Source organism: Roseibium sp. AWQ4_254, assembly GCF_056161025.1.
On the sequence record NZ_JBSWYH010000015.1, the window covers coordinates 98,400 to 115,666 of the forward strand.

The 17,267-nt window shown below is 60.9% G+C and carries 18 protein-coding genes; 10 read left to right on the forward strand and 8 right to left on the reverse strand.

From position 1 onward, the window contains the following. Window positions 1–182: 182 nt before the first annotated feature. The 6 genes from ACXAIC_RS13300 to ACXAIC_RS13325 are packed head-to-tail and all read left to right on the forward strand — an operon-like array spanning window position 183 to window position 3,774. Window positions 183–398 carry a hypothetical protein gene (locus ACXAIC_RS13300; protein WP_475179618.1) on the forward strand — a complete coding sequence of 72 codons (216 nt, stop codon included), beginning with the start codon at window positions 183–185 and terminating at the stop codon, window positions 396–398. Next, window positions 395–559 (forward strand): hypothetical protein, encoded by a 165-nt coding sequence (locus ACXAIC_RS13305; RefSeq protein ID WP_475179623.1) that lies wholly within the window; start codon window positions 395–397, stop codon window positions 557–559. The genes ACXAIC_RS13300 and ACXAIC_RS13305 overlap by 4 nt, the downstream gene beginning before the upstream one ends. Further along, window positions 556–1,623, forward strand: a complete 1,068-nt coding sequence (locus ACXAIC_RS13310; protein ID WP_475179628.1) for a Rieske 2Fe-2S domain-containing protein — start codon at window positions 556–558, stop codon at window positions 1,621–1,623. The genes ACXAIC_RS13305 and ACXAIC_RS13310 overlap by 4 nt, the downstream gene beginning before the upstream one ends. After that, complete coding sequence (locus tag ACXAIC_RS13315; protein ID WP_475179631.1) at window positions 1,620–2,393, forward strand: hypothetical protein; 774 nt, start codon at window positions 1,620–1,622, stop codon at window positions 2,391–2,393. The genes ACXAIC_RS13310 and ACXAIC_RS13315 overlap by 4 nt, the downstream gene beginning before the upstream one ends. Next, a complete protein-coding gene (locus ACXAIC_RS13320) occupies window positions 2,390–2,650 on the forward strand; it encodes a hypothetical protein (RefSeq protein ID WP_475179635.1) in 261 nt (86 codons plus the stop codon). The genes ACXAIC_RS13315 and ACXAIC_RS13320 overlap by 4 nt, the downstream gene beginning before the upstream one ends. Before the next feature lie 53 nt (window positions 2,651–2,703). Then, a complete protein-coding gene (locus ACXAIC_RS13325) occupies window positions 2,704–3,774 on the forward strand; it encodes an LIC_10091 family protein (RefSeq protein ID WP_475179638.1) in 1,071 nt (356 codons plus the stop codon). A gap of 18 nt (window positions 3,775–3,792) precedes the next feature. On the opposite strand, the gene ACXAIC_RS13330 is transcribed toward ACXAIC_RS13325, so the two are convergent. The 8 genes from ACXAIC_RS13330 to ACXAIC_RS13365 form a co-directional block, all read right to left on the reverse strand. Continuing rightward, a complete protein-coding gene (locus tag ACXAIC_RS13330) occupies window positions 3,793–4,581 on the reverse strand; it encodes an alpha/beta fold hydrolase (protein WP_475179643.1) in 789 nt (262 codons plus the stop codon). Beyond that, window positions 4,578–5,639, reverse strand: coding sequence for a branched-chain amino acid ABC transporter permease (locus tag ACXAIC_RS13335; protein WP_475179649.1), 1,062 nt, complete (start codon window positions 5,637–5,639; stop codon window positions 4,578–4,580). Before ACXAIC_RS13335 ends, ACXAIC_RS13330 begins: the two co-directional genes overlap by 4 nt. Before the next feature lie 11 nt (window positions 5,640–5,650). Beyond that, window positions 5,651–6,679, reverse strand: a complete 1,029-nt coding sequence (locus ACXAIC_RS13340) for a branched-chain amino acid ABC transporter permease (protein WP_475179654.1) — start codon at window positions 6,677–6,679, stop codon at window positions 5,651–5,653. After that, window positions 6,676–7,401: an ABC transporter ATP-binding protein gene (locus ACXAIC_RS13345; RefSeq protein ID WP_475179658.1), complete on the reverse strand. Its 726-nt coding sequence runs from the start codon at window positions 7,399–7,401 to the stop codon at window positions 6,676–6,678. The genes ACXAIC_RS13340 and ACXAIC_RS13345 overlap by 4 nt, the downstream gene beginning before the upstream one ends. Beyond that, on the reverse strand, window positions 7,401–8,171 hold the full coding sequence (locus tag ACXAIC_RS13350) for an ABC transporter ATP-binding protein (RefSeq protein WP_475179662.1): 771 nt from the start codon (window positions 8,169–8,171) through the stop codon (window positions 7,401–7,403). The genes ACXAIC_RS13345 and ACXAIC_RS13350 overlap by 1 nt, the downstream gene beginning before the upstream one ends. 131 nt (window positions 8,172–8,302) lie before the next feature. Further along, window positions 8,303–9,502 carry a substrate-binding domain-containing protein gene (locus tag ACXAIC_RS13355; RefSeq protein WP_475179665.1) on the reverse strand — a complete coding sequence of 400 codons (1,200 nt, stop codon included), beginning with the start codon at window positions 9,500–9,502 and terminating at the stop codon, window positions 8,303–8,305. A 565-nt stretch (window positions 9,503–10,067) separates the two neighbouring features. Further along, complete coding sequence (locus ACXAIC_RS13360; protein ID WP_475179668.1) at window positions 10,068–11,129, reverse strand: ABC transporter ATP-binding protein; 1,062 nt, start codon at window positions 11,127–11,129, stop codon at window positions 10,068–10,070. Window positions 11,130–11,154: 25 nt separating this feature from the next. Next, window positions 11,155–11,934: an IclR family transcriptional regulator gene (locus tag ACXAIC_RS13365; protein WP_475179671.1), complete on the reverse strand. Its 780-nt coding sequence runs from the start codon at window positions 11,932–11,934 to the stop codon at window positions 11,155–11,157. 117 nt (window positions 11,935–12,051) lie between these two features. Here ACXAIC_RS13365 and ACXAIC_RS13370 point away from each other — a divergent pair, with 117 nt between their 5' ends. The 4 genes from ACXAIC_RS13370 (at window position 12,052) to ACXAIC_RS13385 (ending at window position 17,246) form a co-directional block, all read left to right on the forward strand. Then, window positions 12,052–13,311, forward strand: coding sequence for an ABC transporter substrate-binding protein (locus ACXAIC_RS13370; protein WP_475179674.1), 1,260 nt, complete (start codon window positions 12,052–12,054; stop codon window positions 13,309–13,311). 83 nt (window positions 13,312–13,394) lie between these two features. Further along, window positions 13,395–14,312: a carbohydrate ABC transporter permease gene (locus tag ACXAIC_RS13375; protein ID WP_475179677.1), complete on the forward strand. Its 918-nt coding sequence runs from the start codon at window positions 13,395–13,397 to the stop codon at window positions 14,310–14,312. A 1-nt stretch (window position 14,313) separates the two neighbouring features. After that, complete coding sequence (locus ACXAIC_RS13380) at window positions 14,314–15,162, forward strand: carbohydrate ABC transporter permease (RefSeq protein ID WP_475179680.1); 849 nt, start codon at window positions 14,314–14,316, stop codon at window positions 15,160–15,162. Then, window positions 15,159–17,246 carry an alpha-galactosidase gene (locus tag ACXAIC_RS13385; protein WP_475179682.1) on the forward strand — a complete coding sequence of 696 codons (2,088 nt, stop codon included), beginning with the start codon at window positions 15,159–15,161 and terminating at the stop codon, window positions 17,244–17,246. The genes ACXAIC_RS13380 and ACXAIC_RS13385 overlap by 4 nt, the downstream gene beginning before the upstream one ends. Window positions 17,247–17,267 lie beyond the last annotated feature (21 nt).

Sequence of the window (17,267 nt, forward strand, 5' to 3'; positions counted from 1 at the left end):
GCTGGCCGACCATCTGGGAGCCCGCATGGGACTCTCCTCCGCTTTTGACTTGAGTTTCCGTTAAGGAATCTGCTTCTGTATCATCGCACCCATTGAGAAAGTTCCGCATTTGGCGGCCAGCGCATAAGACCGCCCAGGCCCGGCCGAAATGCCTCCACCAGGCGGGAAGGATACATCCGGGCATGAGCGCTTTCCTTCTGGACCTTGGCCGCTACTATCTGATCGCTGGCGGCGTTGTCGCCGTGGCGTTTCTCGCCGTCGGCATCGACCGGGTGGAGCCGTCCGCACGGGGCTCCTACGCGTTCCGGCCACTTCTCATTCCGGGCATCTGCCTGCTCTGGCCGCTGGTGATCTACCGCTGGATTCAACTGGAACTCACCGGGGAGGACCACCCATGAAACGGGCCCACCGCACCGCCCATGCGCGCCTCTGGACCGTGCTCGGCCTCCTGCTGCCGCTGGCCTTTTTCACTTTGCTCGCGCTGCGCCAGACACCGCCTGCAGACCGGCCTGCCATCCTGATCCAAGCCCCGGAACAGGGCCAGGAGGGCGCCCGATGAGCGTTCAATACACGCCGGTCCTGTGGAACCGGAACAAGATTTTTTATGACGCGGTGCTGCTGTTGGCCGCCGCACTTTATCTTTACGTCTATATCCGCCTTGCCCCCGGATTTGCGGAGGTGACAAAGCCGCTTGACGGGGCGATCCTGCGCATGCGCGCCTTTGGCAGCTGCGCCTTCCTGATGCTGACCGTTATCTTGTGCATTGGCCCGCTCGCCCGGCTGGACCGCAGGTTTCTGCCCCTGCTCTACAACCGGCGCCATTTCGGCGTGATGACGGCCTGTATCGCCGCCGTCCATGCCAATTATGTTCTCGGCTGGTACTTCAACTTTTCCCCGACGGACAAATACACCGCGCTCTTGTCCTCCAATACCAGCTACGGCCAAGTGCTCGGGTTTCCGTTTGAAACCTTCGGTATCGCCGCACTCCTGATCCTGTTTGTGCTGGCGGCCATCAGCCATGATTTCTGGCTGAGTTTTCTCGGCGCCCCGCTCTGGAAGGCGCTGCATATGTCGATCTATGCAGGCTATGTGTTTGTGGTCCTTCATGTGGCGCTCGGTGCCTTGCAGGGCCCCGCCGATCCGGTCTTCACCGCACTTGTCAGCGCCAGTGTTGTCCTTGTCTGCGGCCTGCATTTTACCACCGGCCGCCTGGAAGCACAGCGTGAACGCGGCGGGGTTACCGCCCGGGCTTCCCTGGAAAACCAGGGCTGGCTGGTCGCTGGCGAGGTGGACGAGATTGACGAGGACTGCGCCAAGGTCGTGACCCTGGCAGAGGACGAGCGGGTCGCCATTTTCAAATATGACGGCAAGCTGTCGGCCATCACCAATGCCTGCGCCCACCAGAACGGACCACTGGGAGAGGGCAAGGTCCTGTGGGGCTGCATAACCTGCCCCTGGCATGGCTATCAGTACAATCTGGCCGATGGCTGCGCACCGGCGCCCTTCACTGAAAAAATCGCCACCTACCGGTTGAAACTTGTCGGCAGAACTATTCTGCTGGATCCCAAAGCCTTGCCTCCAGGCACCCATGTGGACCCTGTCGTGATCGGAGATGCCGCATGAGCTGGAAACAAACCAGGGCTGCTCCCTTTTATGTCGGCTATCTGAATGCGGTGCCTCGACAGCTCGCTGTCTTTCTGCTCGTTTTTGCCGTCTGCTTTGCCGGGGGGATGGGCCTTGCCGCCCTGTTCCTGTCCGCGTCAGCTGGCGATCCGGGCAATGGCGGCTTCCAATGGGGCAACCGGTTCGATCAGGCCGGTCTTCTGGAGCTGCAGCCCTATCCTGTTTTCCGGGTGCCGGGCGAGGGCAGCACGCCGCCACGCACCTATATGCTTGCAGGGCAAGGCAAGCGCGGTGTCTTTGGCCAAGCGGAAACCCACGGCTCCAATCCTGTGATGCTGCGCGGTATTCCGGTCAACCGGGGCGATCTGACCATGCTGCAGGTGGGCAAGGTCACCGCCCTTGACGAGGCAGTGCCCAATCGTCTTGACGGTTTCACCCCCGCCCCGCCCGTGCCTCTGGGCCGCTGGAAGCTGACCGGGGAAATCTGCGACGGCAAATGTTATGCAGGCGCCATGCGCCCCGGCCGCGGCCTTGCCCACAAAGCGTGCGCGGATCTGTGCCTGACCGGCGGTGTCCCGCCTGTTTTTGTCTCCACAGGACCCGTGGCGGGCAGAAACTTCTTTCTGATGGCCGACCAGCATGGCAAGCTTCTGGGCGAGGAGATCAAGCCCCTGCTGGCACTCTATATCGAGCTTGAAGGGGACGTGGAACGGCTGGACGATCTGCTGGTTTTCAAAGCAGATCTCACAACCGCGAGGGCTCTGAAATGAGCGGACAGCCCGCCCCGAATCCCGCAGGCAAACCCGTTTGGCTAACGATTGCAACGTCCCTCGTGCTGTCCGGTGCCCTCACCGCCGCTGCCTATTACACTTGGACCCTGACCAATCGGGAGCTGCGGCAATGGGACCTGACCAAAGGCACCTTGCTGACGGATGTCAGGTTCTTTGCAGGCTTCCTGGCGGTGTTTGCCGTTCTGACGGTGATGGACAAACTCCATCACTGGATACGATCAAAATTCGACTCATGAGAGTAAAAACGTATACCATCCCCTAAGGTTGCTTAAGTATCTGGGAGGATGAAATGCCTTTTTTAGCTGGAGAGCACGTCACCATTAGGGGCAATCTATACGGGCAGGTAGTACGAAGAACGGGAACCGACTATGTCATCCGGATGGGCGGATCCAACCTGACTTTCACGGCACCCGAGGCCGACCTGACACCGATCATGTCAGACCGCAAAGTGATCGCAGCAGCCTACCCTCCCCCCCAGTTTCTCTCCGGTGCGATCACTCTACCAACCCTCGCCTATCCCTTCAGCAACGAAAAAGGCTTCGAAAGCGACGCCTTCTGGGACAACTTGCGGCGCGGCGGCATTGCCGATGGTGCGGTGATCGGCGTTTCGGGTTCGGTCTTCGACATTGCCAGCGGCAATCTGGACGCCTGCAAACAGATCATTTCGGTCGATATCAACTCCGCCACCGTCGAAGCGATCAACGCGTTGCGCAAACTGCTGAACGCGTTGCGCGGCGCAGGCGACATTTTCGAACTGAAGCGCGACTGGAGAACAGGAGAAGTCCGCGCCCGAAACAAAATCTCGAAAGCCGATTTTCTAAAAAGATGCACAGCGATTTTCCGAAGTCACCATGAAACGGTTGCGGAGGAACTCCGAAACTTTGTGGAGTTCAGCGGATCTGCGACTGCCTCCGGGAAAGTTCTCAAACAGGTCGAGGAACTGGAAAAAGTCTGTAGCGGGAAGCTGAACTATTCCTGCTGGTTCAAAGACGAGCGGGTGATTGAGCATATTTCGACCCTGCTTGGGACCGGCCATGTGTCGATCCTGTGCGGCGACATGATCACGCCGGAAATGCTGGCAGCGATCAAAAAGACCCTCCTGTTCCCGGTCTCCATCTTCAACATGTCGAATGCCATTGACTATATCACCGATGCTTCGGCGCTCGAACGCCTTTTTGAAGACCTGCCCGCAGCAGCGGGAGCAAAAGTTGTCACCTCCTCTCAAAACGAGGGTCTGTCGGCATTGGCCGGGAGCTTCATGGATCCGAGAGTCCATGCATGGGAGGACTTCCTGAACTTGACCAAGACGCGCGACTTTAGAACAAGCATAGGGCGATTGGCCGAAGGGATAGGCAACTGAAATCAAGTGAGATTGGTCTTAAAGCAAAGTCAGCATCAGTTCGTTGAACCGGGCCGTTTCCTCCAGATGCGGTGCATGGCCGGATTGCTCGAACAGGTGCAGGGTCAAGTCGGGCACATGGTCTGTGTGCCACTTGGCAACGCCCGCACCATAAAGCTGGCTTCTGAGGCCCGCCACCAGATGCAGCGGCACAGGAAAGCTTTGCAAGAGCGGCCGGAAATCCTGCGCTGTCAGCGACGCCCACATCGGGCGGAGCAGCCCAGGATCAGCCTTAGCAATCTCGTCACGGGCAAAAGCGAAGAGGCCCGGGTCCACCGGCAGGTCATAGGCGAACAGGCGCCGGGCGATCAGGGCCGGCAGTTTGGGCCAGTCTGCCACGATAGCCTCCAGAAAGACCTGATTGAGCGGGTCATTCAGGCCATTCAGCGTGCCGTTCTGCCAATCCTGTGTGTTTAGAACTTTCGGGGTCATATCAAGAACAACAACCTTGGACACCCGCTCCACCCCGTGGCGCTCAACAAGCGAGTAGGCGACCAGCGCGCCCATGGACCAGCCGCACAAGATGGCATTGCGCAGGCCGCGCGCTTCAAGCGCGCCCTGAACCGCATCCGCCGCCGCCTCAATGGTCAGCGGCACATTTCCCCCCGTCCGGCCATGGCCGGGCAGGTCCGGCACCAGGCAGCGTGCGCGGCCGCGCAAGGCGCCGAGTTGGTGCCGGAAGAACACACCGGGGCAGGACCAGCCATGCAGGAAGACCAGCGGCCTGCCCTGGCCTTCGTCCAGAAGATGCAAACCCGCTCCGCTCACGCGCGCCCCGCCCGCAGCCGCCCGACAATGCCGGACGGAAAGAAATAGACCGAAAGGATGAACAGCACCCCAAGCCAGAGCAGCCAGCGTTCCGGTGCGACCAGGCTGGAGACCAGTGGCACCGCGCTTGTCGCCTCCGAAGCGATGGCCATCAGGTTTTGCAGATAGGTCTGAGCCAGAATGAACAAGGTCGCCCCGAGCACCGCGCCATAAAGCGTGCCCATGCCTCCGATCACCACCATCAGCAGAATGTCGACCATGATTTCCATGGACAAGGTGGTTGCCGGTCCCGTGTAGCGCAGCCAGATGGCCAGCAATGATCCGGCCAGCGCCGCCATGACGGCGGACAGGACCGTTGCGGTGGTGCGATACCACACGACCCGGTACCCGATGGCTTCCGCCCGGAAGGCATTGTCACGAACGGCTTTCAAGGTCCGCCCGAAGGGGGAATTGACGATGCGCAGCATGGTCAGGAAAAGGCAGGCCGACACAAAAAACACCAGATAGTAGAGCAGCAGCTTGCCGTTGATCCGCACCCCGAACACCTTTTCCTGCACCAGTTTGAAGGCCGGGGTCAATTCCCGGGGCAGCCTGTAATTGAGCCCGTCCTCCCCGCCGGTCAACCAGGACATTTGCGAAACCAGAACCGCGAAGGCGCTGGCCACGGCCAGCGTGACCATGGCAAAGAAGATCGCCTTCACCCTCAAGGAAAACAGGCCGATGGCAAGGGCGAACACGGCCGCAACCACAGCTCCGGCCAAAGTGCCCCAGATCATGGGCCAATAGCCTGGCCCCGAGGTGCCAAGCGCAAGAGCGGTGCCATAGGCACCGATGCCGAAAAACATGGTATGGGCGAAAGAGACGATGCCTGAATAGCCCAGGAGCAGATCATAGCTCGCCACCAGCACGATGAAGATACAGATGCGGGCGGCCGTTTCCAGGGACTTGGTGCCCGGAAACAGGAACGGAGCAAAGGCGAGGGACACCAGAACGGCCAGAAGCAGAACAGTCAGGAGACCGCTGCGCGGCTTGTCACCGGACAAAAGCGTGGACAGCATGGCAGGCTCCTCTATTTGGCTTTGACGACCGGGTAAAGGCCTTGCGGCCGCCACATGAGCACTGCCACCATCAGCGCGATGGTTGAAACCAAAGCCACTTTGGGCGCCAGAAAGGCGGTGTAGTTGGCCAGCAGCCCCACCAGCAGCGCGCCGATGAAACACCCCTCGACCGAGCCGAGGCCGCCGATAATGACCACGATGAACACAAGCACCATAATCTCAGAACCCATATGGGCCGTGATTGTTTCCTGATAGAGGCCCCACATGACCCCGCCAAGCCCGGCCAGGGCGGAGCCGGTCATGAACACGATCAGAAACAGCCGGCGCACCCGATAGCCAAGCGCCTCGACCATTTCGCCATTCTCGACACCGGCGCGCACCAAAAGGCCTATCTTGGTGTGTTTGAGAACGTGGCGCATGGCCAGAAACAGTGCGAGCCCGACCGCGACCGCGACCAGCCGGTATTTTTCAATCGCCGCTTCGCCGAACACAAAGGCCCCCTGAAAGGCTTCCGGCCGCGACAGGTGCAATTCGTCCGGGCCCCAGACCACATGGATCATCTGCTGGGCCACGATCAGCCCGCCCATGGTCACCAGGATCTGCTTCAGATGCTCGCCATAAACCGGCGTAACAATGACCCGCTCAAAGGCAAAGCCAAGCAGGGCGGTGATGGCCATGGCCGCCAGGATTGCGGCCAGCACCGCAGCCAGGTTGAGCAGCACACTGGGCGAAGCCGTCCAGCCCGCCAGCCAGGCCAGAACCGTGAAGCCGACAAAGGCGCCGACGGTGACAAAGGCGCCATGACCGAAATTGATCACATCCATCAGGCCGAAAACCACCGTCAGCCCCGACGCCATGATGAAAATCATCATGCCCATGGCCAGACCGGCCACGGTCAGCGTCAGCCAGCTGGACGGATTGCCGATAGCCATCAATCCGGCCAGCGCCAAAAGCGGCACCAGCGCCACCGGCAGCTTTTGAAAGAACAGCTCGCGAAGCGGCACCTTTTCGATACGCGGCTTGATTGCGGTCCCACTCATTGATGCGCCTCCAGGCTCAGCCCCATCAGCTTTTCCTGCAAGGCCGCATCCCCGGCCAGGGCCTGCATGGGCCCGGCATGCACAATGCGGCCATCATCCATCACCGCCACCGTGTCCCCGATTGACGAGGCCATCGCGAAATTCTGTTCCACCAGCAAAATGGTCGTGTCCGTTTCCTTCAACTCGCGCAAGGCATCGGTCATGGCTCTGATGATCGCCGGTGCAAGTCCCTTGGTTGGTTCGTCAATCAGGATCAGGCGGCGCGGCTCGACAATCGCCCGGGCCACAGACAGCATCTGTTTCTGCCCGCCGGACAGCGTTCCCGCAGAAGCGTCCCAGAAACTGCCGATAGGCGGAAACAGCTCCTTGATCCAGGCAAGCCGCTTGCCGTCAAACGCCCCGCCCGTGGCGGCAAGGGTCATGTTTTCGGCCACGCTCAGATCGGTGAAGATGCCCATATCTTCCGGGACATAGGCAATGCCGCGCCGGGAAATCGCAGGCGTGTCCAGCCGGCTGATCAGGTGATCGTCAAATCGGATCTCGCCGTCCGAGGCCGTCCAGAGCCCCATGATGGTGCGCAGCGTCGTGGTTTTGCCCGCGCCGTTGCGGCCCAGCAGAACTGTCACACCGCCCTCCGGCACCTCAAGATCCACCCCTTGCAGGATGTGATAGGGGCCGATGCGCGTATGAACACCAGACAGGCTCAGCAACGCGTCCCCCATCAGGCCACCTCCGGCGTTTTACCCAGATAAGCTTCCTGCACAACGGGCAGCGCGATCACCTCCGCCGGGTTTCCGTCGGCGACCAGCGCCCCATTGTGCAGGACAATGATCCGGTCGGCGAGCGAGCGGATCACGTCCATCTTGTGCTCCACCAGCAGGATGGTCCGGTCCATGTCCGCCTTCAAGATCTTGATCAGATCCAGAATGACCGGCAGCTCATCGACACTCATGCCGGCGGTCGGTTCGTCAAACATCAGCACCTGGGGCCCGAGGGCAATCAGAAGCGCGACTTCCAGCTTGCGCTGGTCCCCGTGGGGCAAGGCCGCGACCGTCTGCCCGGCCTGATCGATCAGACGCACTTCGGCCAGAACATGATCCGCGCGTTCAATCAATTCCACGTGGCTTTCGGCGATGGAAAACAGATCAAAGCCCTTGCGCGCCCGGGACTGCACCACGAGGCGCACATTTTCCCGCACGCTCAGGCTTGGAAAGAGATTGGTCAATTGGAACGCCCGGCCGATGCCCCTGTCCGCGCGTTCGGGCACGGGCATCCGGGTGATGTCCTCCCCATTCAGCCGGACCGTGCCGCCGGTTGCCCGCAACTGGCCGGAAATCAGATTGAAATAGGTGGTCTTGCCCGCGCCGTTCGGGCCGACAATCGCGGTCAGTGTGCCACGCTCAAAGCCGCAGGACACATGATCGACCGCCACGTGGCCGCCGAAGCGGATGGTCAGATCCGAGGTTTCCAGAACTGGGTGTTCTTCAGCCATGTTGAAAAATCCTGAAACGGGCCGTCGGCACAAGGATCATGGCCCGGCTGACCCAAAGGGTCCAGCCGGGTCTGCCTTGGCAGGATGGGGCCAGGGTGCAGTTTTGCAGAAAACGGCCGCCGGTGTGCCGTTTATTTGGTGCGCACCGGAATGGACATGTCCTCGATCTTCAACTCGCGCACGAGTTCGGGAATGCCCCATTCCACATCAGGATCGACCCGGATTTTGAAGTGATACATGGATTGCAGCGCCTGATGATCTTCAGCGCGGAACACCATCTTGCCCTTGGGTGTTTCGAACTCCATTCCTTCCATAGCGGCAATCAGGTCTTCGGTCTCCGTCGACTTGGCCTTGCGGATGGCCTCAACGGCCGCCATGCCCGCGGTCATGCCGCCCGCAGTGAAAAAGTCCGGCGGTGTGCCGAAGCGCTTTTCGTGTTCCGTGACCAGCCAGTCATTCACTGGGTTCTTGGGGATGTCGTAGTAATAGTATGTCGCCCCTTCCATGCCCGGCAGCTCCTTGTAGGCCTTCATGGCCGCCAAGATGTTACCGCCAGTTGCGATCTCGACACCGAATCGCTCCGGCTCCATGGCCTTGATCTTGCTGATCGGATTGCCACCCCCGGCCCAGATCACAAACAGGAACTTGCGGCCGGGAGCGTCTTTGAGCGCATCAAAGATCCGCTGCGCATTGGCGGTGAAGTCCTTGGTGTCGGTCGGGGCATATTCCTCAAACACCAGTTTGGCGCCAGTGCCTTCAAGAGCCTCCTTGAAAGCAGAAACCCCGTCCCGGCCAAAGGCATAGTCCTGAGCCAGCGTGGCGATGGACACGCCGTCCTGGCCAAGGGCCACCGCATTGGCAATCGCGTCCTGGGACGAGTTGCGCGCGGTGCGGAAGATATAGCGGTTCCAGTTCTCGCCCGTGATGGAATCGGCCACGGCCGGTTCCACAATCAGAAGCTTTTCGTATTCCTCGGCCACCGGCAGCATGGCCAGCGCAACGCCGGATGATACCGGGCCTATGGCGATATCGACTTCATCATCGCCATAGGCTTCGGCCAGCGCCGCCTTGCCGATATCCGGCTTCAGCTGGGTGTCCTTTTCGATCACCACGATCTTGCGGCCGTCAATTTCCATCGTGCCGTCCGTCGCATATTCCAGCCCCATCATCAGGCCGGTATGGGACTGTTTGGCATAGGCCTCAAAAGGCCCGGTCTTGCCGTAGACATGGGCGATCTTGATATCTTCGGCTGCCGCGCCGGCAAAACTTGCGGCCGCCAGAGCAAGGCCCGCCGCCAACGGCACGGCCCAGCTTGAAAAGCGTTTGGTCATCTTAAACTCCTCCCAATGGATCTCCGCTGGCAGAGAGGCAGACTGTTTCCGCCTTTGCCCGAGCTGCTCCGGAGACCGGTCAATATATGAAATCTGAATCAGTATTCATGTCAAGGTGAGCAACCTGTTTTCCCAACAGGCCACGGGCCGGCCCGAGGTAGCTCTCGCCCCACGCCGTGTCTGACACAAAACCGATACCCCCTTACGCGTCCTGAGTACCGACCCACTATGTCACATGTTTCCATGGAAGACAGATGACTGATTTCGAACGGGCTTTCGGCGCCCTCAAACATCTGCCCTAACCAGATCACCAGCAGCCTTGCCTCGGCTGCGGCTGCGCCTCCGCCAGCGCTGTCCCCGGCCCGATCCGGGACCAGTTCAGAACGATCGTCAGAAGACCCCGGCGCAAGGCCGGGGCGGCAAAGCGCAAAGAAACCTTGAAAGCCGACCTCCGCAACATCTTCATGCTGAGGACGCGCGCAAGCTCTGTCTCGACGGGGGGGAGGGGCTTCGATCAGCGCCTGGCCGCCCTCCTCATGATGAAGAAAACGGGACAGTGAAAAGTTCAGCGCAAGCGTTGTTCGGTGTCCGCATCAAAAAGAAGGGCTGACGGCGGATCGAAGGAGAGTGCGACCTTGCCCGCGTTGACCGGGGCCTCCTCGCCCTTGGTCTCCACAATGACGCGCTCACCCGTCGGGCAGATGAGATAGGAATAGGCGACCCCGCCCAGCTGTTCGCAAAGGTCCACTTCAGCCCCGTCTTCGCTTTCTGAAATGCTCAGATGCTGCGGCCGGAGGCCAACCAGAACTTTTTGGCCCTCTCCCGGCAGAGCCACATTGACCGGCACGCAAAGACCGCCAAAGGCGGGCACGGTGACCGTCCCCGGTCCGGCAATCCCTTCGACAAAATTCATGCTCGGCGAACCGATAAAGCCCGCCACGAATTTGTTGTCCGGATCGGAGTAAAGCTGCATCGGCGTGCCGACCTGCTCGATCCGGCCAGCCCTCAGAACCACGATCTTGTCCGCCAGCGTCATCGCCTCAACCTGATCATGGGTCACATAGATCATGGTCGCGCCGATATCCTTGTGGAGCCGGGCAATTTCAACACGCATGTCGACCCGCAATTCCGCGTCGAGGTTCGACAGGGGTTCGTCAAACAAAAACACGTCCGGCCCGCGCACAATCGCCCGGCCGATGGCCACCCGCTGGCGCTGCCCCCCAGACAGGGCCTTTGGCTTGCGCTTCAGATAGGGGTCCAGCTTCAGGATCCGGCTGGCCTCGGCAACCTTGCCAGCAATCTCCGCCTTCGGATGGCCGGTCATCTTCAGCCCGAAGCCCATATTCTCCTCAACCGTCATATGCGGGTAGAGTGCATAGGTCTGAAACACCATGGCCACGCCGCGCTCTGAAGGATCAAGCCGGGTCACATCACGCCCGCCAATCTGGATGGTGCCGGAGGAGGTTTCTTCCAGCCCCGCGATCATGCGAAGCAGCGTCGACTTTCCGCAGCCCGACGGCCCAACAAAGACGCAGAATTCCCCATGGCCAATCTCAAGGTCGACCCCGTGAATGACCTGAAGGTCCGCATATTTTTTGACGGCTTTGCTCAGCGTGACGCCAGACATTTTTCTTCTTCTCCCTAGGATTTTTTCAGGCAGGGAACTGCCATGTCTCGACAGCAGCAGCAATTTCAGCCGCTGTCTTGAGAACCTGGGGCCTTAGGCCAGACAGCTCGTTCAACCCCTTGCGGGCCGTGGATGTGGTCACGGACAGCGCGCCGAGCGGCCGCCCTTTGGCGGACAGGATCGGTGCTGCGATGCAGATGATGCCGGGCTCATGCTCTTCCCGGTCATAGGCCACCCCGTCCTTCCGGATCTCTTCCAGTTCCGCCCGGAGTTCAGCCTCATTCGTCAGCGTGGCTGGAGTGTATTGATAAAAAGACTGTTTCAGGAGGGCTTCGTCCAGGTCCTCCGGTTCCAGATGCGCAAGCAGCGCCTTGCCGACGCCTGTGCAATAGCCCGGCCCGATCTTGCCCGCCTGGGAATACATATCGATCGGATTGACCGCGTTGCGCTTGTCGACATAAAGCACCTGTGCGCCATCGAGCTGCGCCAGGTGAACCGTTTCGCCGACGGCTTCCGACAACCCCCCGACAAAGGGCCGGGCAATCGGGGCAATGGAACTCTGGCGCCAGGCCGCATGGGCCAGACGCACCAGACGGAGGCCAAGAGAATAGGTCTGGAGATGCTCGTCATAGGCCAGCATGCCTTGACTCACCAGCGTCTGCAGCAGGCGGTAGAGCGTGGCCTTGGGATGCGCACTGCCGGACAGAAGCTCGGTAAAGCGCACGGGCCGCCCCATGGCCGCCACCCGGTCCAGCACCTCCAGTGCCTTGCCGACGGTTCCGTCACCGCTTGCCTGTTTGTTCATCCTGTCCTCCAGCAGCCTGTTTCTTTGCGCGAGCCTGTTGACAACCTACCCCTATCGCCTCAGAGTATCAATATACAAAACTAAGTTTCACATAATGGTACCTATAGGGAGGACACCATGCGTTCCATGCTGAAGACGTCCGCAGCCGCCTTCACCCTTCTGGCCGCGAGCCTTGGCAGCGCATCTGCCGACGGCCTGAGCGGGGATCTGAAGATCTTCCTCGACACATCCAACCCGGCCCCCCGGGCCACGATGGAAAGGCTTGTGGAGGAATTCCAGGCCAAGAACCCGGATCTGAACATCGAGACAACGGTGATCGACCGGGAAGCCTACAAGACCCAGATCCGCAACTTCCTGACTGCCAACGCGCCGGATGTAGCCACCTGGTATGCGGCCAACCGTATGCGCCCTTATGTGGAAGCCGGACTGTTTGAAGATGTCTCCGACCTGTGGCAGGACCCGGAGATTGCCGAGAACCTCGCCTCCACCAAAGGCGCCCTGACCATTGACGGCAAGCAGTGGGGCGTTCCCTACACCTACTATCAGTGGGGCGTTTACTACCGGAAAGACATTTTCGACGAGCTTGGCCTCAAGGAACCCACCACCTGGGAAGAGGAAAAGGCCAACTGCCAGAAGATCCTCGATGCGGGCAAGAAGTGCTACACCATCGGCACCAAGTTCCTCTGGACCGCAGGCGGCTGGTTCGACTATCTGAACATGCGCACCAACGGCTTCGGCTTCCATATGGACCTGCTGACCGGCAAGGCCTCCTGGCAGTCCGACGAAGTTCGCAAGACCTTCGCCAACTGGCGGGAGCTGATCGACATGGGCGCCTTCATCGACAATCACCAGACCTATAGCTGGCAAGAGGCCCTGCCCTTCATGGTCAAGGGGGATGCGGCAGCCTATCTGATGGGCAACTTTGCGGTCGCCCCGCTGCGGGACGCTGGCCTGAGCGACGACCAGCTCGATTTCTATCAGTTCGTGGAAATTACACCTGGCATTGAGAAGGCCGAAGACGCACCGACGGATACGTTCCACATTCCGGCCAATGCCCAGAACAAGGAAGCTGCCCGTGCCTTCCTGAAATTTGCCGTATCCCCGGACGCCCAGACCTGGATGAATGACGGCAAACATCTCGGCCAGCTGCCGGTCAACGCCAAGTCCTCGGTGGATGACGACAAGTTCCTGGTCCAGGGCTTTGAAATGCTGTCCCAGAATTCCCCGGGCGGTGTCGCCCAGTTCTTCGACCGCGACGCCCCGGCTGAAATGGCCAAGGTCGCCATGGAAGGCCTGCAGGAATTCATGGTCAAGCCGGACAATCTGGACAAGATCCTGGCCCGTCTTGACCGCGCCCGCGAGCGGATCTACCGCTAAGGCGCTCACGCCAAGTCCGGCAGGGGGCGCCATGCCCTCTGCCGTCTGTTATTCGTTCTGCCGCCGACACGAAGTCTTTTCCAATGGCCACAGCGTTCTCTCCCGCCGCCCGCCAGAGCTCCTGGTGGCACAAGAACCAGCAGCAGATAACCCCCTGGCTGTTCCTGGCCCCGGGCATTCTGTTCTTCCTCTTTTATGTGATCTTTCCGATCTTCCAGTCCTTCAACCTGTCCCTCTACGAATGGGACGGCCTGGGCAAGGCAGAATATGTCGGGCTCTACAATTATGAGGAACTTTACTGGGACGACGCCTTTTACACCTCCCTGAAGAACAACGTCATCTGGCTGGTGCTCTATCTTCTGGCGATTCCGGCGGGACTGTTCCTCGCCCTTTTCCTGAACCAGACGGTCACCGGCATCAGGCTCTACAAATCGCTCTTCTTCTTCCCCTTCGTGATTTCCCAGGTCGTGGTCGGCCTTGTCTTCACCTGGTTCTACGATCCCACATTCGGCATCTTGAATGTGCTGCTCGGCTCTGTCGGCCTGCCCCCGGTCAATGTGCTGGGGGATGAAAACTGGGTCACGGTCGGCATCATCGCCGCCGGACTCTGGCCCCAGACCGCCTATTGCATGATCCTCTACCTGACCGGCCTGAATGCGGTCGACCCGGAGCAGATCGAGGCTGGCCGCCTCGACGGGGCCAAGGGCTGGAAAATGCTCTGGTACATCATCGTGCCCCAGTTGCGGCCCGCCACGTTCATTGCCTTTGTGGTCACCATTATCGGCGCCCTGCGCTCATTCGACCTGATTTCAGTGATGACCAATGGCGGCCCCTTCGGCGCCAGCCGGGTGCTCAGCTTCTACATGTTCGAGGTGGCCCTGTCCGAATATGGCTTCCGCATGGGCTACGGCGCCGCCATCGCCGTGGTGCTGTTCCTGATCATGCTGGCCTTCATCGCCTATTTCCTGTGGTCCATGTACAAAGAAGAAAAGGCGCGCTGACATGTTCCCGGCTCCGATTGAACGCGCGCCCCGTGCCTGGCAGATCACCTATCAGACCCTTCTGCCGCTGGCGCTGATCCTGTGGCTGCTGCCGCTGATCGCGGTGGCCATCTTCTCCATCAAGCCGGATGCGGATTTCGCCAACGGCAACTACTGGGGCTGGCCGTCCAGCTTTGAAGGCGGCACCAATTACTGGCTGGTCTTCACCGCCTCCGATATGCCGCGTTATCTGCTGAACTCCGTTCTGATCACGGTGCCGACCGTGATCGGTGCGGTGGCCCTGTCCTGCATGACCGGATTTGCTCTCGGCATTTACAAGTTCCGGGCCAATATCTGGATCTTCTTCATGTTCGTGGCCGGCAATTTCGTGCCGTTTCAAATCCTGATGGTCCCTGTGCGCGACCTCACCCTGCAGCTCGGCCTCTACAACACCATCACCGGTCTGGTCCTGTTCCATATCGCTTTCCAGACCGGGTTCTGTACCTTGTTCATGCGCAACTTCATCCGCGCCCTGCCCTTTGAGCTGATCGAGGCGGCCCGGGTCGAGGGTGTCTCGGAATGGCGGATCTTCTGGTATGTGGTCCTGCCTCTGATGAAACCGGCCATCGCCGCCCTCGCGGTCCTGATCTTCACCTTCATCTGGAACGACTATTTCTGGGCCGTGGTGCTCACCCAGGGCGTAGAGAGCCAGCCGGTAACGGCAGGCATCACCTCCTTCAACGCCCAGTACCGGGCCGCCTATCACCTGATGAGCGCCGGCTCCATCGTTGCCGCCCTTCCGCCCGTTGCCATGTTCTTCCTGATGCAGCGCCATTTCATTGCCGGGCTAACCCTGGGAGCCGTCAAATGATCCGCACCTGGCATCTGCGCGCGCCCCATCAAAGCCTTGTGCTGGCCAGTTTTGACGACCGCTTGCCTGAAGCCGTTTACTGGGGACCGGCCCTGCCCCAAGGCGAGCTGCTCGAGCCCCTCGCCCTCGCCTCCCGTCCGGATGTGGCCGCCGGGATGATCGACCGAAATGCAGATCTGAGCCTGTGCCCGGAAGCTTCCCAGACCTTTCCCGGCCAGACGGGGCTGACCCTGCGCGGCCCCTCCGGCAACGTGCTGGCGCCCAGTTTCCGATTTCATGGCGAGAATGCTCCGGAGAACGCTTCTGAGAGTGCCCTGTGCCTGACCTTTTCTGATGCCGCGCTAGGGCTTAGCCTGACGTTCGATCTGGCGCTCGACCCGGCAAGCGGATTGCTCAAACTTCAGACACTACTGGACAGCTCCGAGGATCTGACCACCGACTGGCTGGCCGCCCCGGTCCTGCCCGCAGCCCCCCATCTGGGCGAGATGATCGAATTTTCCGGCCACTGGTGCTCGGAGTTCCAGACCCGCCGCCTGCCTTTTGCGCCCGGCGCCCGGACCCGCGACAACCGGACCGGCCGCACGGACCACGCCCACTTCCCGGGGCTGATTGTCTGCGCCCCCGGCACGTCCAACACCGCTGGAGAGGCCTATGCCTTCCACTATGGCTGGTCCGGCGGCCACAAGATGGTGGCCGAAGAACTGGCGGATGGCCGCCGCCAGGTGCAATTCGGCCATGCGTCTGCGAGCCTTGCGCCGGGGCGCCGTTTCCGCACCGCTCCGCTTTACGCCACCTATTCGGCTGAGGGGCTGAATGGCGCGGCGGTCCGCTTCCAGCGGCATCTGCGCGCACAGACCGCCACGGGTGCCCGCGCGCCCCGGCCCGTGCATTATAATTGCTGGGAAGCGGTCTATTTCGATCACAAGCTGGAAGAACTCAAATCCATAGCGTCCCGTGCGGCGGACCTGGGGGCCGAGCGGTTTGTGCTGGATGATGGCTGGTTCGGCCGCCGGGACGATGACACATCCTCCCTGGGCGACTGGGTTCTGGACACCAGAAAATACCCGGACGGGCTGACCCCGCTCATCGACCATGTCACAGCGCTCGGCCTGGAATTCGGCCTCTGGTTCGAACCGGAAATGATCAACGAGGACAGCGACCTCTACCGGGCTCATCCGGACTGGGTGCTGGGGCCTGCGGACCAGATCCGGGGCCGTCAGCAACTGGTGCTGAACATGGCGCGGCCGGACGTGCGCGATTACCTATATGAGCGCATCGCCGCCCTTCTTGGCGCCAACAGGATCGGCTATATCAAATGGGATCACAACCGGGTCCTGCCAGTGGTTGACGCGGCCCAGACCGAAGGGGTCTATGACCTTCTGGACCGGCTGCGGGCTGCCTTTCCCGGCGTTGAAATCGAGAGCTGCTCATCGGGGGGCGGACGCATCGATTCCGGCATTCTGGAACGGACCCAGCGGGTCTGGCTGTCGGACAGCAATGACGCGCTGGAGCGCCAGCGCATCCAGCATGATGCGGCCCTGTTCCTGCCCGCCTGCGTGACCGGCTCCCATGTGGGCCCCCGCCGGTGCCACACATCAGGCCGGGTGCTCGATATGAGCTTGCGGGCCTGGACGGCCGCCCAGCGGCATATGGGCTTTGAGATGGACCCGCGCGAACTGACGGATCAGGAAGCGGCGCTCCTGCGCAGCGTCACCGGCTGGTGGCGCGCTAACCGGGACTGGCTGATGGCGGCCGATATCCTGCGCCTCGACAGTGCCGATCCGGCCGTCACCGGCGAAGCACATCTGGCGCAGAACGGAGACCGGTTCGTGGTCTTTGCCGCAAAGACCCGGGCATCGGAGCAGATCTTGCCCCGCCCCCTCCGCTTGACCGGGCTTGATCAGGCCGCCCGCTACCGGGTCTGCCTGCGCAACCGGGACGAAGTCACGCATCTTTCCAGAGGCACCCCTTATCTGAAGACCTCCGAGTGGGAGGCCAGCGGACAGGTCCTCATGTCCAAAGGTCTCTTGCTGCCCTGGCACTTCCCCGGAACGGTCTGGGTTCTGGAAGGCACCCGGCTCTGACCCGGCCCGGGCTGACGTATT

Coding starts and splice junctions, on each gene's coding strand:
- ACXAIC_RS13300 (WP_475179618.1), top strand. CDS start 183: ATGAGCGCTTTCCTTCTGGACCTTGGCCGCTACTATCTGATCGCTGGC.
- ACXAIC_RS13305 (WP_475179623.1), top strand. CDS start 395: ATGAAACGGGCCCACCGCACCGCCCATGCGCGCCTCTGGACCGTGCTC.
- ACXAIC_RS13310 (WP_475179628.1), top strand. CDS start 556: ATGAGCGTTCAATACACGCCGGTCCTGTGGAACCGGAACAAGATTTTT.
- ACXAIC_RS13315 (WP_475179631.1), top strand. CDS start 1,620: ATGAGCTGGAAACAAACCAGGGCTGCTCCCTTTTATGTCGGCTATCTG.
- ACXAIC_RS13320 (WP_475179635.1), top strand. CDS start 2,390: ATGAGCGGACAGCCCGCCCCGAATCCCGCAGGCAAACCCGTTTGGCTA.
- ACXAIC_RS13325 (WP_475179638.1), top strand. CDS start 2,704: ATGCCTTTTTTAGCTGGAGAGCACGTCACCATTAGGGGCAATCTATAC.
- ACXAIC_RS13335 (WP_475179649.1), bottom strand. CDS start 5,639: ATGCTGTCCACGCTTTTGTCCGGTGACAAGCCGCGCAGCGGTCTCCTG.
- ACXAIC_RS13340 (WP_475179654.1), bottom strand. CDS start 6,679: ATGAGTGGGACCGCAATCAAGCCGCGTATCGAAAAGGTGCCGCTTCGC.
- ACXAIC_RS13345 (WP_475179658.1), bottom strand. CDS start 7,401: ATGGGGGACGCGTTGCTGAGCCTGTCTGGTGTTCATACGCGCATCGGC.
- ACXAIC_RS13350 (WP_475179662.1), bottom strand. CDS start 8,171: ATGGCTGAAGAACACCCAGTTCTGGAAACCTCGGATCTGACCATCCGC.
- ACXAIC_RS13355 (WP_475179665.1), bottom strand. CDS start 9,502: ATGACCAAACGCTTTTCAAGCTGGGCCGTGCCGTTGGCGGCGGGCCTT.
- ACXAIC_RS13360 (WP_475179668.1), bottom strand. CDS start 11,129: ATGTCTGGCGTCACGCTGAGCAAAGCCGTCAAAAAATATGCGGACCTT.
- ACXAIC_RS13365 (WP_475179671.1), bottom strand. CDS start 11,934: ATGAACAAACAGGCAAGCGGTGACGGAACCGTCGGCAAGGCACTGGAG.
- ACXAIC_RS13370 (WP_475179674.1), top strand. CDS start 12,052: ATGCGTTCCATGCTGAAGACGTCCGCAGCCGCCTTCACCCTTCTGGCC.
- ACXAIC_RS13375 (WP_475179677.1), top strand. CDS start 13,395: ATGGCCACAGCGTTCTCTCCCGCCGCCCGCCAGAGCTCCTGGTGGCAC.
- ACXAIC_RS13380 (WP_475179680.1), top strand. CDS start 14,314: ATGTTCCCGGCTCCGATTGAACGCGCGCCCCGTGCCTGGCAGATCACC.
- ACXAIC_RS13385 (WP_475179682.1), top strand. CDS start 15,159: ATGATCCGCACCTGGCATCTGCGCGCGCCCCATCAAAGCCTTGTGCTG.